At 31.8% G+C, this 14,475-nt stretch carries 23 protein-coding genes and 1 pseudogene; 9 read left to right on the forward strand and 15 right to left on the reverse strand.

Annotated elements, in window-relative coordinates:
* Positions 1-65: 65 nt before the first annotated feature.
* Positions 66-158: a putative holin-like toxin gene (locus tag VF726_RS20335; protein ID WP_001289320.1), complete on the forward strand. Its 93-nt coding sequence runs from the start codon at positions 66-68 to the stop codon at positions 156-158.
* A 228-nt stretch (positions 159-386) separates the two neighbouring features.
* On the opposite strand, the gene VF726_RS20340 is transcribed toward VF726_RS20335, so the two are convergent.
* Complete coding sequence (locus tag VF726_RS20340; RefSeq protein ID WP_087956019.1) at positions 387-1,208, reverse strand: HNH endonuclease; 822 nt, start codon at positions 1,206-1,208, stop codon at positions 387-389.
* A 148-nt stretch (positions 1,209-1,356) separates the two neighbouring features.
* On the opposite strand from VF726_RS20340, the gene VF726_RS20345 reads away from it, so the two are divergent.
* Positions 1,357-2,442, forward strand: a complete 1,086-nt coding sequence (locus VF726_RS20345) for an AI-2E family transporter (RefSeq protein WP_000837880.1) — start codon at positions 1,357-1,359, stop codon at positions 2,440-2,442.
* Positions 2,443-2,681: 239 nt separating this feature from the next.
* Here VF726_RS20345 and VF726_RS20350 read toward each other — a convergent pair whose 3' ends face one another.
* From VF726_RS20350 to VF726_RS20380, 7 genes are read right to left on the reverse strand one after another with little or no spacing between them, the layout of a single operon-like run.
* Positions 2,682-2,822 carry a YrzI family small protein gene (locus VF726_RS20350; protein ID WP_048525997.1) on the reverse strand — a complete coding sequence of 47 codons (141 nt, stop codon included), beginning with the start codon at positions 2,820-2,822 and terminating at the stop codon, positions 2,682-2,684.
* Positions 2,823-2,847: 25 nt separating this feature from the next.
* Positions 2,848-2,988: a YrzI family small protein gene (locus VF726_RS20355; protein ID WP_440171578.1), complete on the reverse strand. Its 141-nt coding sequence runs from the start codon at positions 2,986-2,988 to the stop codon at positions 2,848-2,850.
* Between the two features lie 26 nt (positions 2,989-3,014).
* Positions 3,015-3,158 carry a YrzI family small protein gene (locus VF726_RS20360; protein WP_440171580.1) on the reverse strand — a complete coding sequence of 48 codons (144 nt, stop codon included), beginning with the start codon at positions 3,156-3,158 and terminating at the stop codon, positions 3,015-3,017.
* Positions 3,159-3,184: 26 nt separating this feature from the next.
* The gene (locus VF726_RS20365; RefSeq protein ID WP_073515397.1) at positions 3,185-3,328 is read right to left on the reverse strand and encodes a YrzI family small protein; all 144 of its coding nucleotides are present in this window, start codon (positions 3,326-3,328) and stop codon (positions 3,185-3,187) included.
* A 26-nt stretch (positions 3,329-3,354) separates the two neighbouring features.
* A complete protein-coding gene (locus tag VF726_RS20370; protein WP_000668966.1) occupies positions 3,355-3,498 on the reverse strand; it encodes a YrzI family small protein in 144 nt (47 codons plus the stop codon).
* 28 nt (positions 3,499-3,526) lie between these two features.
* On the reverse strand, positions 3,527-3,670 hold the full coding sequence (locus tag VF726_RS20375; RefSeq protein ID WP_440171583.1) for a YrzI family small protein: 144 nt from the start codon (positions 3,668-3,670) through the stop codon (positions 3,527-3,529).
* 27 nt (positions 3,671-3,697) lie between these two features.
* The gene (locus VF726_RS20380; protein WP_098577103.1) at positions 3,698-3,838 is read right to left on the reverse strand and encodes a YrzI family small protein; all 141 of its coding nucleotides are present in this window, start codon (positions 3,836-3,838) and stop codon (positions 3,698-3,700) included.
* A 438-nt stretch (positions 3,839-4,276) separates the two neighbouring features.
* Here VF726_RS20380 and VF726_RS20385 point away from each other — a divergent pair.
* From VF726_RS20385 to VF726_RS20410, 6 genes and pseudogenes are all read left to right on the forward strand, one after another.
* Positions 4,277-4,774: pseudogene (locus VF726_RS20385) on the forward strand (DUF4825 domain-containing protein).
* A 170-nt stretch (positions 4,775-4,944) separates the two neighbouring features.
* Positions 4,945-5,334 (forward strand): GntR family transcriptional regulator, encoded by a 390-nt coding sequence (locus VF726_RS20390; protein ID WP_440171585.1) that lies wholly within the window; start codon positions 4,945-4,947, stop codon positions 5,332-5,334.
* Complete coding sequence (locus VF726_RS20395; RefSeq protein ID WP_440171587.1) at positions 5,321-6,193, forward strand: ABC transporter ATP-binding protein; 873 nt, start codon at positions 5,321-5,323, stop codon at positions 6,191-6,193. The genes VF726_RS20390 and VF726_RS20395 overlap by 14 nt, the downstream gene beginning before the upstream one ends.
* Positions 6,190-6,852 (forward strand): DUF4052 family protein, encoded by a 663-nt coding sequence (locus VF726_RS20400; protein ID WP_440171589.1) that lies wholly within the window; start codon positions 6,190-6,192, stop codon positions 6,850-6,852. Before VF726_RS20395 ends, VF726_RS20400 begins: the two co-directional genes overlap by 4 nt.
* A gap of 45 nt (positions 6,853-6,897) precedes the next feature.
* Positions 6,898-7,371, forward strand: a complete 474-nt coding sequence (locus tag VF726_RS20405; protein ID WP_440171591.1) for a CcdC family protein — start codon at positions 6,898-6,900, stop codon at positions 7,369-7,371.
* Between the two features lie 191 nt (positions 7,372-7,562).
* On the forward strand, positions 7,563-8,192 hold the full coding sequence (locus VF726_RS20410; protein ID WP_440171593.1) for a lysostaphin resistance A-like protein: 630 nt from the start codon (positions 7,563-7,565) through the stop codon (positions 8,190-8,192).
* 153 nt (positions 8,193-8,345) lie between these two features.
* On the opposite strand, the gene coaW is transcribed toward VF726_RS20410, so the two are convergent.
* The 6 genes from coaW to VF726_RS20440 all read right to left on the reverse strand — a co-directional run bounded on the left by coaW (position 8,346) and on the right by VF726_RS20440 (position 13,274).
* Positions 8,346-9,176 carry a type II pantothenate kinase gene (gene coaW, locus VF726_RS20415; protein WP_440171595.1) on the reverse strand — a complete coding sequence of 277 codons (831 nt, stop codon included), beginning with the start codon at positions 9,174-9,176 and terminating at the stop codon, positions 8,346-8,348.
* Positions 9,177-9,267: 91 nt separating this feature from the next.
* Complete coding sequence (locus tag VF726_RS20420; protein ID WP_440171597.1) at positions 9,268-9,666, reverse strand: 3-hydroxyacyl-ACP dehydratase FabZ family protein; 399 nt, start codon at positions 9,664-9,666, stop codon at positions 9,268-9,270.
* Positions 9,667-9,720: 54 nt separating this feature from the next.
* Complete coding sequence (locus tag VF726_RS20425) at positions 9,721-10,920, reverse strand: LL-diaminopimelate aminotransferase (RefSeq protein WP_440171599.1); 1,200 nt, start codon at positions 10,918-10,920, stop codon at positions 9,721-9,723.
* A 165-nt stretch (positions 10,921-11,085) separates the two neighbouring features.
* Positions 11,086-11,448 (reverse strand): hypothetical protein, encoded by a 363-nt coding sequence (locus VF726_RS20430; protein ID WP_440171601.1) that lies wholly within the window; start codon positions 11,446-11,448, stop codon positions 11,086-11,088.
* 170 nt (positions 11,449-11,618) lie between these two features.
* Positions 11,619-11,918 carry a hypothetical protein gene (locus tag VF726_RS20435; protein WP_440171603.1) on the reverse strand — a complete coding sequence of 100 codons (300 nt, stop codon included), beginning with the start codon at positions 11,916-11,918 and terminating at the stop codon, positions 11,619-11,621.
* A gap of 153 nt (positions 11,919-12,071) precedes the next feature.
* Complete coding sequence (locus tag VF726_RS20440) at positions 12,072-13,274, reverse strand: MFS transporter (RefSeq protein ID WP_440171605.1); 1,203 nt, start codon at positions 13,272-13,274, stop codon at positions 12,072-12,074.
* Positions 13,275-13,593: 319 nt separating this feature from the next.
* On the opposite strand from VF726_RS20440, the gene VF726_RS20445 reads away from it, so the two are divergent.
* The gene (locus VF726_RS20445; protein ID WP_440171607.1) at positions 13,594-13,911 is read left to right on the forward strand and encodes a hypothetical protein; all 318 of its coding nucleotides are present in this window, start codon (positions 13,594-13,596) and stop codon (positions 13,909-13,911) included.
* 25 nt (positions 13,912-13,936) lie between these two features.
* On the opposite strand, the gene VF726_RS20450 is transcribed toward VF726_RS20445, so the two are convergent.
* Positions 13,937-14,089: a YqbF domain-containing protein gene (locus VF726_RS20450; protein WP_071712142.1), complete on the reverse strand. Its 153-nt coding sequence runs from the start codon at positions 14,087-14,089 to the stop codon at positions 13,937-13,939.
* Positions 14,090-14,475: the final 386 nt, after the last annotated feature.

Raw genomic sequence — 14,475 nt, forward strand, 5'->3', positions numbered from 1 at the left:
AGTAACTTAAGGTATGGTTGGTTGTTCAATTATCACTTCTCCGTATAGGAGGGGGGTGATAATACGTGAGTGAAATAGCGTTGCTACTGCAGGGTGGACTGTTTCTCGTTGCATTGTTAACGTTCGTCGTCGTTTTAATAGACAAGCTCAAAAAATAACAACCCACCTATGCCAATAGAATGTGGGTTGTTTTGTTTGTAAGAAACAAATAGGATAAATGAACAATCCAATCTGCTAAGTTACGTGGACTAGTGTGTAGCCGCACACTAGTCTTTTTTATTTATATACAATTAATAATTAGTTTATGTGATTGTATTGTTCTTTTCATACTTATTATAACACAGTGTCTTTTCATCAAGAAAGGAGACCGTATGTTCTGATTCCGATTAAATAGAAGGGGTTTTTTCTTTAAATAGCCCATCCATATACTGTTTTAAAGTTTGGACATAAAATTCCTGCTTACTTACATTATTTACGCCGACAATTGGTGATGGAAGTTCATATCTCTTTTCTGATAAATGAACGACAACATCAAAGATATCAAATAGACGAATGAAACAGAACAGGCCATCTTTATCACTTAATAAAATAAAGTAATGGTTCTCACTATTTGTATTTAATGTATTCCATAAAGAACTTTTGCTTAAATCGCGCACGATGCTCTTTTCTTTTAATTCCATGAAATCGGCGTTTGATAGAATGTTAGAGATATCAATCGCATCTGGATCTTCAAAATAGCCATCAACAGATTGTACAGCGAAAGTATATGCCATTTTTAATACACTCATTTTGTATTTACGGTTATCTAAAAGTAATTCACGTTGAATAGAGCTAGCTACTTTCGTTACACGTTCTTCTTTCCAAATTTCGTTATGTAGTGAAATATCGTGCTTTTTACATAGTTTCATAATTAATGCGTTGGAATAAAGTATTTCATCACTTACTTCAACAACATCTGTCTCAGCAGCCGCAAGTTCCTCGCCATGCTCATTCGTATAGAGGGGGGAGTCAATTTGTTTTTTCATTTGCTCAATCTTATATTGGCTTAATTTATGCCGAATTAAGGGACGATCAATATTTGTTGTCATTTGTTCATGACAAGTATCACAAATTGAGTTTGTGAAATAATATCCACATAATATTTCTGGGATGACATATTGTTCACTAAGTTCTTTCGTATCTTTTCTGCAAATGATGCATTGTGTCATTTTTATCACCTTTACCTGCAAATTTGTATGTAATCTCATTGTAGTGTATTTATTGGCATTTTGGAATATTGTAAAGGAAAATATTATGTGAAATCGTAGTGTATTTTGGTACAATAAAGAGAAGTGCTAGTTTAAAGGAGGAAGTTTTTTGAAATCGAAAGTGCACTTTTGGACATTAGAAGTGCTAATGGTTGTAGCGATCATATTTATTTGCACAAAAATATCGTTTTTATTTCAACCGATTGGTATCTTCATATCAACTTTGTTTTTCCCAATCTTAATCGCGTTATTTTTATACTTCATATTTAACCCATTGTTAGTCTTTTTGGAGAATAAAAAAGTACCTAGAAATTTAGCGATTTTACTGTTATATCTTTTTATCATAACATTAACTGCGGTTGGAGTTGGGGTAGTTGTTCCAACAATTTCACAACAGCTAATGGATTTAGTAAAAAATATGCCAGGTTATATTAAAGAGGGAAAACTATACATACAAGATTTATCCCATCATAGATTGTTTGAATGGTTATCTACACAAAACTATGTTTCCATTGAAACAATTGAAAAAAATGCGATTGAATACTTAAAGGATATACCAAACACGATTACGTCGAGTGCAACGGCTTTATTTGGTATTATCACGAACGTGGCATTAGTGATCTTCACAGTACCGTTCATTTTATTTTATATGTTTAAAGATGGACATGCATTCCCAGGGAAAGCAGTTAGTTTATTACCTGAGTCTTACCGTGAAGAAGGACTTCGTATCATTAAGGAAACGAATGAAACATTATCTGCATATATTCAAGGGCAAGCGCTCGTTTGTATATTTGTAGGTGCGTTTACTTTTATCGGTTATTTAATTATCGATTTACCGTACGCTTTCGTTTTAGGAATTATAGCGGCATTTACAAATATCATTCCTAACTTAGGTCCATTTATCGGTGCAGCACCAGCTGTTATTGTAGGTCTGTTCGTATCTCCGATGCAAGCGTTGTACGTAATTATTATCGTAACAATTGTACAACAGTTTGAAAGTAACATCATTTCACCGCGTATTATGAGTTCAAAATTAAATATCCACCCGTTAACAATTATTATTTTAATTTTAGGGGTAGGTAATTTTGCGGGAATTATCGGAATGATTTTGGCAGTGCCAGTTTATGCAGTAACGAAAACAGTTGTATCGAACTTAGTGAGACTGTTTAAGACGAAACGAAGTAATCGAAAATAGTATATGTTGAGAAAGATACACCATTTTTCAAGTGGTGTATCTTTTTTTGAAATCAATATTAAAAAGTTTATTGATGCAATTTTATTATATATTTATTACACATCAAATATAACGGCAAACTTGTTTGATATAGCAAAGATAAAACTATGTGGAATCCCTCTGAACTATCCAAATCATTTCCCTAGAGCGTGCTATCAACATCATAATCGACTCCTTTCAAGTTTTATATTTTTAAAGAATTATAGGTGAGAGTAGTATTTGCTTCTACGATCTCGAATTTCGTCTATAACCTGTTTATATTGTTGTTCTTGTTTTAATTCAGCATCAGTATAGTTTTTTTTCTGGATTGTAATTGTTAAAAAGAAAAGGTGAAACTTCATGATATATTCCTCCTTTCGAAAGGAATTATAGATGGCTACAGTAGTGACTTTGACGTTCTTTTACATCTTCCATAGCTTTATTAATTTGATGATCATGTAATAGCTCACTGTCGGAGAACTTAGTTTTTTGAATCGTAATGGTTAAAAACAATACTTTAAATTTCATAAGTGTATTACCCCTTTAAAAGTTATTTAGAAAAGACGGCTGTAATAAGAAGCTTGATGCTCTTTCATTTCGTCCATAATAGATTGAATGTGTTGCTCACGCAAAATCTCATTTTGAGAAAGCTTACGTTTTTGAATGGTAATGGTTAAAAAGAATGCTTTAAATTTCATGAAGGTATTTCTCCTTTAAAAGTTATTTAAAATAGACGGCTGTAATAAGAGGCTTGATGCTCTTTTACTTCGTCCATAATAGATTGAATGTGTTGCTCACGTGAAATTTCCTTCTGTGAAAGCTTACGTTTTTGAATAGTGATTGTTAAAAAGAATGCTTTAAATTTCATAAGTGTATTGCCCCTTTAAAAGTTATTTAGAAAAGACGGCTGTAATAAGAAGCTTGACGCTCTTTCACTTCGTCCATAATAGTTTGAATATGTTGTTCACGTAAAATTTCTTTCTGTGAAAGCTTACGTTTTTGAATAGTGATTGTTAAAAAGAATGCTTTAAATTTCATGAAGGTATTGCTCCTTAAAAATATATTTTTAATACATTTGTGTGTAGTATGAACTTTTAATGTCAGTCATTTTATCAGTTAGTTGTTTAAATTGTTGTTTACGAATGATTTCATCTTCAGATAAAGTGCTTTTCTGAAGTACAGTCGTAAAAAAGAAAATATGAAAAGTCATAAATGAATTCCTCCTTTCGAAAAGGAATTACAGGTGATCACAATAAAGCGCTTGGCGCTCCTTAACATCATTCATAGCTTTTTCAATTTGCTCATTATGAAACATTTCATCTTTGGAAATTGTATTTCTTTGAATCGTAATACTTAAAAACAATACGCTAATAGTCATCGAATGTTGCTCCTTTCTTAAAAAAATGATGTAAGAGGCTAAAAAATCGCACAAAAAAGCCACAGGAAGATATAGTTCTCCTATGGCAGGGCGTGAAAAAGCCACAGGAAAGTATACGACCTCCTGTGGCGAATTTATGAATTAATCGAATTAATGTACGATTTTCAATTCTCCATTAGGGTGGTCGAATTCATATTTAATTGTCCGAAAAACAAAGGTGCAGTTAATGCTAAAGTTAAAGCATGTAATTGTAATTTCATCATTTCCTTCGACCTCCTTTTAGAATATTTTTCTTACGTTAGTAAGTATATACAATTAATGGATAATTGTAAACATAAAAATCGAAAATTTTTAATTTTGATTAAAATGCGTATATTTAAAGGGTTTTGAGAAGATGTATTGTAATGAACGAAATATCGATAAAAATGGGGATGCTAAATGAAATATATGCATCGTAAAGTGGTTGTTATGCTAACAATTTTTTTATTTATTACTGCTTGTTCTAGCGGGGAAAGGATAAAATAAATATCCGATGTTGAACCTGGTGCTTTTAAGAAATATGCGGGGACATACGTTGGTAATAACTCAGATGTGGTTGCAATTGTTAATTATTTACCCGGTAGTGAAACATTTCAAAGTATAAGTTTAGAGAATGAAAGTATAAAGGTGAACTATGGTGCACGAGGGACTGGAGCCCTTACAGAAGATATGGTTGAGACGTATTGGTTTGATGGTAAGGATACGATAAAAAGAGAAGAAATACTATCAATCATGTATGAAAAATTTGATGATTTTCCAAAAGAAGATGATATATGGGATAAAAAGAAAGTAGTAAAGTTCCTTAACGATAATAATAAAAAAATTACAATGCTTATGAATGATAAAGAGTTTCGGAAAGCTTTATTTGCTAAATACCCAGTGCAACAGTTGAAATAAAATGAAAAAAATTTGAGAACAAGAGTTGTAACTTCAAAATTTTAGAAAGAGAGTCATTCTTAAACGAATGATTCTCTTTTTTTGTAAAAGAAATTTATGGAAATAAATATTGTTATGTGATATGGTTAGTTACATAAGTAATGAACCTATGAACCTAAGGTGGTGAAATTGTGAAGCCTACTCTGGAACAAAATAAATTAATATACTTACAAATTGCAGAAACGATTGAATCTGATATTTTAAAAGACATATTACTTGAAGAAGAACAAGTGCCATCAACAAATCAATTTGCGAAGATGTTACAAATAAATCCAGCTACTGCAGGTAAAGGGGTAAACGTATTAGTGGATGAAGGGATTCTATATAAAAAGAGAGGGATCGGGATGTTTGTTGCAAAGGGAGCGAAAGAAGTCGTACTTAAAAAAAGACAAAATACTTTTATGACCGAATATTTACCGAAAGTGTGGGAAGAAGCAAAAGTATTAGAAATATCAAAAGATGAATTGATGGATATGATTCAAAAAATTACGAAGGAGGGAAATAGGCATGATTGTTCTTGAAACGAAAGATGTAACGAAAAAATATAAAAATAAAGTAGCAGTAAATGAAGTAACGATTTCATTGGAAGAACATAAAATATATGGCTTGCTCGGTAGAAACGGTGCAGGAAAAACGACACTATTAAATTTGCTTGCTGGTCAAATTACTTCAAGTAGTGGTAGCGTATCAATATTTGGTGAACATGTTTTTGAAAATAGTAAAGCGATGCAAAATATTTGTTTTGTGAGAGTGAAAGAAGAAGCACATTTAAGTTATAAAGTAAAAGAAATCTTTAAGATGTGCAGCATGTTTTATAAAAACTGGGATGGAAAGTACGCAGAAGAACTTGCCGATAAATTCCAACTTAATATGACAGTAAAATACCATAAACTATCACACGGCATGCAAACAGTCGTTGGAATTATTCAAGGGTTAGCAAGTAGGGCACCAATTACAATTTTTGATGAACCGACTACTGGTTTAGACGCAGCACATCGAGAATTATTTTATAGTTTACTACTAGAGGATTACGGTGAATATCCACGAACAATTATATTATCAACACATTTAGTAGAAGAAGTAACCCATGTGATTGAAGATGTAATCATTATCAAAGAAGGAAAACTAGTTGTTCAATCATCAGTGGAAAATTTATTACAACAAGCTCATATTATTTCAGGAAAAAAAGATAAAGTAGATAAGTTTACAATTAATAAGAAAGTAGTAAATCGAGAAGTCTATGGAAATAAAGGCATTACTGTTATATGCGAAGAGCTTTCTAATGAAGATTATTCCTCTCTTGAAAAAGAAGGTTTAGTAATTGATAGAATTACATTACAAAAACTATTTATTCACATAAATGGTGGTGAAGTGAAATGACAATGTTAATGAAGCAGTTGAAGTTACATATAAATTTTCATTATAAAGCAATTTTAATATTCTGGATGGTAGCTTTATTAATAAAAGGGGCTTTAAATGCTGCTCATTTATATGGAGCAAACATTGGTTATTTACCTGAAATTATAAATAACCCTTCAATAGCAATTATGTTATTTATAGTAGGGAGTGTTTTCATCATACAAGATGAGCTATTTCGTTTAGCTATTTCATTCGGTGTTACGAGAATACAATATTTTATCGGAGCAATTTGTTACATTGTACTTCAATCTGCATTATTTTCATTTCTTCAAGTTATGCTTCTGCAAGATTTAAAATATAACGTAGTAAATGTTAATTTTGGGGAGCAATCGATACAACAATTTATTTTGCAATTTTTATTTTATGTTACAACAGCATGTTTCTTTCAAGTGGTAGTAGTTTTTAAGCAACGGTTTAAGTGGATTGGTCTTATGATTGGTGGAACGCTGTTCTTATCAACAAATAGTGTGCTTTATGGAGAGGCGGGAGTAACCAGTTTATTATTTACGAGTGATGTATCCTCAGTAGATATTCCATATTTTAATGTTATTTCAATTGGATTAACTGTGCTTTATATCATAACTAGTAGTATATTTATTCGAAAAGTATCATTCGAATAAACGATTTAAAATAGTATTAGATTACTATAGAGAGAAGGATAGAAAATGGGAGACACATCTTCACTCATTACAGTTTTCTTATGCATTGCACTACTAATATTCTGGCGTCGTTATCGATCTATGTATAAACCTATAAAGGGAACTGGGATACGTATTTTGTGGCCATTATTATTTTTAACACCGTGTATTTTATGGTTTTTTGGTCCCGTACATCCAGCTATATTACAAGTAGTTATAGCGGTATTGATTGGGATTCTTCTCGCCGTACCACTTATAGTTTTAACAAATTATGAACGAAGAGATGATGGGAATATTTATACGAAAAAAAGTGCAGCTTTTTTAATTACTTTTATTGCACTTGTCGTTTTGAGATATGGTTCAAGACAATATATTGTTGACTTAGATCAGCAAACAATAGGTTTATTATTTTATGTTGTTGCTGTCTCGTATATTATTCCTTGGAGGATTGCTTGTTATATAAAGTTTAGGAAAGTTTGGCGGGAGAAAATAATCATATAGTGTAAAAACAAAGGCTTCTCAATAGAGAGGTCTTTGTTTTGTAATCATTATATCGTATTCAACTAATATTTTTAACTATAAACCACCACTATATGGTAAAATTTTATAATATAGGAAATAAGAAGGTGGTGTTGACGGGGACAAATGCATGAAATGAAAAAAGCTCTTGGTTAGATGGGGGATAAATCGATATGAGCTACTTTATTTCGTTAGTATTTGCTGTTTTATTAGCTTTTTCATATAAAATTGTTGATATTACAGTAAGAGTTGTTATTAGAAAAAAGTTGTATCGCAAGATTAAAAATGAGATTATTTATATATGGGGAACACTACTGACGATAATTAGTTATTTTTACGAAGACAATTATGTATTCCGTTTACCAATTCACTATGAATCAATGGTTGTATTAATCTTGATTGCCGTGATAACGAATATTTTCATTTCACGATACTCAGGATATAATCCAAGCGGGAAAAAGAATATTTTAAACTTTGTAATTATGTATCCAATTTTTGAAGAAGTAATTTTTAGAGGGATGATTATACCAATACTTAACAACTCATTTTCGACACACCCTTTTTTTGAAATAGCTTACATACCAGTTACTCTACCAATTCTAATATCTTCCTTTCTATTTGCTGTATCTCACTTACAATATTATAGATTTAATCAGACTAGTATAAAATTTATGCTGTTCGCATTTTTAGGGGGAATCATATATGGTATGATTACGGATTCCTCACTATCAATTGTTTTTCCAATATTATTACATATAGAATTTAACTTGCTTTCAGTATATTACTCAAAAAAGCTGCAGTAAATTGATAATTAAGTTAGTGTATTTATAAATGAAATTTATTTCAATAAGCATCTCTAGTTAGTGAACAAGTTTTTTTACAGTAGCAAAGATAAGATTTCACATTTAGAGACTGTTTTAGCGTATAAAATTCGTATTTCAAAAAGCTGACAAGTGTCAGCTTTTTTTATTCGTAACATGGAGTAAAGCACCAATCGCACCGCTATTACCACCATCTTGTAAAAAGAGTGGAGTTTTATTTTGATATTTTGTGTAGCTACTAATAATATTTTGAAGGTGTATGTTATTACATAGAGTCGAACCAATATAAATAATATGGTCAATGTTTTTGGTTTCGGCGAATTGAAGGCTTAATGCAGTAACGACTTCACCGACGAGTCCTTGTACAGTAGCAAGTATATCTGAGTTATTATAATTTGATTCTGAAATAGCGGCTTTACCAAAATTACTTGCAGTTAAGCTATTATCAATAGGAGAGAGAATACCACCATAAATATCTCCAACCGTGATATCTAGTGCTTTTTTAGAACCTAATTTTGTTAAAGGAATCACATCTTCAAAATGATCTATATTTGTTAATAATTTTGAAAGCCCCATAATAGTACCACCGCCAACACCGGTTCCGCCAGCGCGAATATATTGGTCATTATAAACGTAATGAATGGAAGTACCTGTACCGATATTTGTTAAAATAAAGTTGTTTATATCATATTTTTCTTCTTTTAATATGTATCGGACACCTACAAGAGTAGCTTCAAATTCGTTTAGTTCTACTATGTTATATGAGTCTGAAAGTAGTTGCTGTAATTGTTTTGCTTTACCACCTGAAATACATATTTGTTTTATAACAGCATTTTTCTTAAGCCAATCTATTATTTTATCTTGTTCATTGGAATAAAATTTTTCAAAAGCTATTTGCTTTTGTTCGTTCAAATAAGCAATTTTCGTTAATGTTCCTCCAGCATCGATACCGATCGTACTTTCCATTTCCCTGCTCCTAACCAAGTAATTTATTTACGCTGTCATGTTGGTGAAACGAATTTGTAGGAGATAGATATCCCGGTGAATTACATCGTCTCTATTCTGCTTTATATATTAATAGTTTTTCTATCGTTACAATCGGCTGATTGTTAACAGTTGCAGTACCTTTACCGAGAATAAAACCTCGGCGATTGCGAGTTAACTCATAATGCAAATTAAGTTTATCACCGGGATATGCTTTTTCATGGAACGTAACCCCATCTAACGAGGAAAGGAAGCCTAGTCCATTAGAATCACTTGTATGTACAAATGCACTAAGCTGAGCAAGTGCTTCTACAATTAACATATGAGGCATATGTTTTTGATTAGCATTTATAAACCACTCGTTATTTGAAATGAGTTTATATCCCGTAACTGATTCACCATGATTTACATTTGTTACTTTATCAATCATTAAAAATGGATAACGATGGGGAAGAGTGTCTTTAATATGCATATAAGTACCTCCAATAAATAATACCCCTGCTACAGTTAAGCAGGGGAGTTATCATTAATTTTTAACTAATTCATTTACTTTTTCAAGAGAAAAAATACCGCTATTTCTAATGTTCTCAACAACTTGTTGTAACACTTCTTTATCTTGAACAAGTGCAATACGTACAAAGCCTTCTCCATGAGGTCCAAATGCATGACCTGGTGTAACAACGACATTCGCACGATCCATTAATGCATAAGCGAAATTTATAGAAGTCCAGCCTTTCGGAATTTCGGCCCAGACGAACATACTACCAGCTGGCTTATCGACATTCCAGCCAAATGTGCGGAATCCATCGACTAGAGTATCTCTACGTTCTTGATAAATACCGCGATTTTTCTCGCAAAACGAAGAGCCATTTCTTAGTGCAGCGGATGCTGCTTTTTGAATGGGTAAGAACACTCCGTAATCTGTATTTGATTTAAACTGAGTAAGTGCACGAACAATTTCTTCGTTTCCAATCATATATCCAATACGGCTACCTGCTAAACTATAACTTTTTGACAAAGAGTTGATTTCTACGCCAACTTCTTTAGCGCCAGGTACAGAGAGGAAGCTAATTGGTTTATTACCATCAAAATAAAATTCAGCATAAGCAAAATCATGGACAACAATAATATTATGCTTTTTCGCGAATGCGATTACCTCTTTAAAGAAATCTTCATGAGCCATTGCTGGGACGGGATTCCCTGGGAAGTTTAAAATCATCATCTTCGCTTGATCCGCAATTTCTTCAGGAATTAGCTCTAAGTTAGGTAAGAAATCATTATCTTTCTTTAAAGGCATGTAGTAAGATGTTGCTCCAGCCATTTGAATTCCTGTTTCATAAGCTGTATATCCTGGATCAGGAACTAATATAATATCTCCCGGATTCGCATAAACCATAGGTAAATGAACGAGTCCGTCCTGTGACCCCATTAATAATAAAACTTCTTTATCGGCATTTAATATAACATTATGAGTGTTGTTGTAATATTCAGTTACAGCTTCGTGAAATTCTTGAATACCACTTAATGTGTATCCGTAGCTTTCTTTTTCACTTGCTGTATGTACCATTTCTTCTCTTACGAAGTCAGCAGGTGGCATATCTGGATTCCCGATACTTAAATCAATCATTTTGTGACCTGCTGCAATTTTTTCTTTTTTATAGGCCCCTAATTCACTAAATATAGAAGATTGGAATGCTTTCATTCTAGTTGCTAACGTGTAAGTCATCAAAACCCCTCCTAAAAACAGTGTTTTCTATCTGCGTTTTTAATTATTCTGAAAACACATGGTTACATTTTATCATTTTTTTATGAAAATTAAAACGATTGACAAATTTAGAGGAAGGATAAAAATAACGCAGAAAATATTTTCTGCGTTTTAAATGAAGTGTAATTATTTCTTTTTATATGTACATAATTTTTCAACTGCATAAAAGTATACATTTAATTTGCCATCGACAACTTGTAAAGTTTGATCCGATGTAAACGAGTTACCATAATCAATGTGATATACATTAGAATTTTTGACAAAGGAACCTTTGTATAAATCTTCTTTTTGCTTCGTTGTTTGCATTTCTACTAAGTTTTGAACAATTTTTTCTTTCTTTTCTTCTTTTACAACTGTTTCAAATTTATAAGATGTAGGACAAAGACCATTTTTGTTGTCAATGACTTCCCAAGAACCGTATATATCATTATTGCTGCATCCACTCAGTAGAACGATGAATATTGGAAGAATTAATAAAACCTTTTTCATTTTGTACTCCTTTCTTTTCATTTTCAATAAACGTGCAAATACGATAGGAATATTGTAATAAATAAAGTTTAAATTTTTATAAAGAATTATTTAATTTCATATAAAAATTTAGAGGGAATTGAAAAAGCATGAATCTAATGGAAAGTCAGATTCATGCCGAGTACTATAGTCTATGTTATGTCTCTTTTGAGGAAAAATAAAGAGGAAAGTAGGATTACTATTCCATTTAATATATATACAATTGCAACAATAAAGGCTAACGTGCCGGCGCCGAATCCAGCTTTATCGAATATAGAAGCGAATGCTACGGTAGCAAAAAAAACAATAGGAGTTAGTAGTAAAAAAATGAAACCTGCAATAATTCTTCTTTTAAGGTTATGTCCAGATAAGGAAATTGCTAAAAAGTTTATGATGCTAAACAGAGCTAATACAAAAATAAAGATACTAAATAACTGCATACCATCAGACAATTTCGCACCTCCTGTATATATCATGTTAGTATACTGTATTCGAAAGCGAAAGAGAGTACTCCTTCAAATAATTATAATAAGCGTAATAAATAAGGCTTTATATAACAAAGACGCATGGATTAATCAAATATGATCCATGCGTCTTTATTTATGTTATAAATTCGCAGATTGTGAAGGGTGTTTTTCATATTGTTTCTGTTTAGATAATGAAATGAAAATAATTAATAATGAAATCACACCGAAAATGAGAACCATATATTGCAATCCAATCGTATCTAAGAAGAAGCCTGTGCCGAGTAAGACAATTTGGAACATAACTCTCTCAAACATATTACGGAATGAGAAGAGACGACCATGATAGCTTTTTTCCACTTTCGTTTGGAAAATTGTCGACATAATAGGGAAGAAGCAACCGACACTAAAACCAAACAAACCAAATGATGTAAGAGACATCCATTTTATATCGCTAAAGAACAATGAAAGGTGTGCGAAAGCGGTACAAGCTGCGAAGAAATATAATAATTTTTCAGGTTTGAAATGGTCAGATAAACGTTTAATAACGAAGGCCCCTAACATAAATGCGACACCTTCAATGGTATATATAAATCCTTTAATCGTTGGATCATGTTGCATTTCACTAATGTTGATTACCATTAAATTAAATCCAGCTATAAATAATAGAGGGATAATACTTAATATAAGTGCTGTAAAAGCAATAGGAATTCCTTTTAATATACGAAATACTTCCATAAAGCTATTATCTTTTGCAGCTTGTTTACTTGGTGTTATTGATTTCTTATCCTCGAATTGTAGGAAGAAAGTTGAGAGGAATAATAAAGCGTACGCTGCCATTGAGAAGGCATACATATACTGTAAACTCATTACAACTAAAAGAATTCCACCTAGTGAAGTACCTGCAATACGAGCGATTGTACCTACATTCATATGTACACCGTTCATCTGTAATAACTCATGCTCACGTACGATAAGTGGAATTACAGATTGTAATGCAGGGAAATAAAATGCTGCTGAAATTTGAAGAGCAACCATAAATGCAATCATAAAGGCGATGCTTTCAAATTGGATAGCGAAAAACATAAAAATCACACTAATAACTCGACCGAACCCAGCGTAAAGAAGAATTTTTTTCTTTTCATACTGATCAATGACGCGTCCAGCCATAGGACCGACTAGAACCCCTGCTAATAATCCGATAAATAATATGACGGATTTCATGAAATCAGAAGGGACATATTTTTGCATAAATTCAAGGTTACCAAGAATACCAAGCCATAACCCTAGACCAGCAATAAACTCCCCAATTAAAACAATCCAAACATTTTTATTGCGCCACATAATATAAAACCTCTCCGTCTTTTAAAATGAAAAACTCGTATATAAAACCTCCTTATTTTATGTATTATTAGTAACGAACTTTTTTAGAGTCAGAGTCTATATTACGTGTTTCATGAGTGGATTTCAATCTTTTTGATTTGTGTAAATGTTAGTAAGTTTGTATATCAAAAGAGTGTAAAAATATGAATGTGTAATCCAGTTGTAAATTCTTATATAAAACTATTTATATTTAAATATCCGGATGTTAAAATTTATTTATTGATAGGAGGTGAATAGTATAGAAACGCATCTATATGAAGTAAACCCATGTAGCACATATTTGATTAGCGTAAAGTTTAAAGAGGAAGTTTACAAGTTTCTCCTTCGTAAAGATGAAATAGTTGGGGAAACTTTATGTTTATTAGAGAATGAAAGAGAGTATGTTTTATTACATGAAGAACAAGTTATGAAAACAGGGGTTTATATAACAGGTCAATTAAAAAAAGACTTGTTTAAAGGTTGGTTATGGATAAGTGTGAATGAATCGGGTATATATAGAAAAAAGGTGACAGAGTTAGAATTAGAAATGTATCAATTTATAAAAGAATCGATTAACATCGATATAGGAAATAAAAAAGGTCAAACGCCTCTCATGTGAGCGGTGTTTGACTTTTAAGTGTAAATTAGGCAGAAAATTCTTCTTTACGTACTTCGAAGAATTCATTTCGGCGTAAGTAATTATACGTTTTTTCCGAGACTTCTTCTTCTTGAGATACTAAAAAACGACGATTAAAAGCATAAAAGGATTGACCTTTAATTAATTTTACGTAATATATTTTAAATGCCTCCTCTACGGGATGATGACTTACCTCATATTATGATGGCCGATCTATCTGTTAAAAATACTTGTAGTTTCAAATGAGATAAGTGAAAAAATGAAAGAGCTTACAAAATTGTAAGGTTTGTGTCACCTTTTCCGATAGTTTCAATTAATCAATTGCTACTATACTACAAATAAGTTACATAAAGTAAGGGGGGTAAAAAGATGGATGAAGTGATTGGAGAAGTGGTCGCAGGTATTTGTGAATTTGTAGTTGAAGTAACGGCGGATGCTATTGGTAGCCTATCTTCAGGAAATGAAGAAAAGGAAAAAGAAACTATATAGAAAGCTAAAAAAACTGTGAGATATATTCTTACGGTTTTTTTATTTTTTCAAAGCAAC

The sequence above is a fragment of the Bacillus sp. Brlt_9 genome, assembly GCF_051948935.1.
Lineage (GTDB): Bacteria > Bacillota > Bacilli > Bacillales > Bacillaceae_G > Bacillus_A.

Bases quoted from the DNA above. Each gene is read 5' to 3' on its own strand.
- VF726_RS20370 (WP_000668966.1), bottom strand. From the start codon at position 3,498: ATGAAATTTAAAGCATTCTTTTTAACAATCACTATTCAAAAACGTAAG.
- VF726_RS20440 (WP_440171605.1), bottom strand. From the start codon at position 13,274: ATGTGGCGCAATAAAAATGTTTGGATTGTTTTAATTGGGGAGTTTATT.
- VF726_RS20420 (WP_440171597.1), bottom strand. From the start codon at position 9,666: ATGCATATTAAAGACACTCTTCCCCATCGTTATCCATTTTTAATGATT.
- VF726_RS20380 (WP_098577103.1), bottom strand. From the start codon at position 3,838: ATGACTATTAGCGTATTGTTTTTAAGTATTACGATTCAAAGAAATACA.
- VF726_RS20395 (WP_440171587.1), top strand. From the start codon at position 5,321: ATGATTGTTCTTGAAACGAAAGATGTAACGAAAAAATATAAAAATAAA.
- VF726_RS20375 (WP_440171583.1), bottom strand. From the start codon at position 3,670: ATGACTTTTCATATTTTCTTTTTTACGACTGTACTTCAGAAAAGCACT.
- VF726_RS20400 (WP_440171589.1), top strand. From the start codon at position 6,190: ATGACAATGTTAATGAAGCAGTTGAAGTTACATATAAATTTTCATTAT.
- VF726_RS20340 (WP_087956019.1), bottom strand. From the start codon at position 1,208: ATGACACAATGCATCATTTGCAGAAAAGATACGAAAGAACTTAGTGAA.
- VF726_RS20355 (WP_440171578.1), bottom strand. From the start codon at position 2,988: ATGAAATTTAAAGTATTGTTTTTAACCATTACGATTCAAAAAACTAAG.
- VF726_RS20425 (WP_440171599.1), bottom strand. From the start codon at position 10,920: ATGACTTACACGTTAGCAACTAGAATGAAAGCATTCCAATCTTCTATA.
- VF726_RS20405 (WP_440171591.1), top strand. From the start codon at position 6,898: ATGGGAGACACATCTTCACTCATTACAGTTTTCTTATGCATTGCACTA.
- VF726_RS20410 (WP_440171593.1), top strand. From the start codon at position 7,563: ATGAGCTACTTTATTTCGTTAGTATTTGCTGTTTTATTAGCTTTTTCA.
- VF726_RS20360 (WP_440171580.1), bottom strand. From the start codon at position 3,158: ATGAAATTTAAAGCATTCTTTTTAACCATTACCATTCAAAAACGTAAG.
- VF726_RS20430 (WP_440171601.1), bottom strand. From the start codon at position 11,448: ATGAAAAAGGTTTTATTAATTCTTCCAATATTCATCGTTCTACTGAGT.
- VF726_RS20365 (WP_073515397.1), bottom strand. From the start codon at position 3,328: ATGAAATTTAAAGCATTCTTTTTAACAATCACTATTCAAAAACGTAAG.
- VF726_RS20350 (WP_048525997.1), bottom strand. From the start codon at position 2,822: ATGAAGTTTCACCTTTTCTTTTTAACAATTACAATCCAGAAAAAAAAC.
- coaW (WP_440171595.1), bottom strand. From the start codon at position 9,176: ATGGAAAGTACGATCGGTATCGATGCTGGAGGAACATTAACGAAAATT.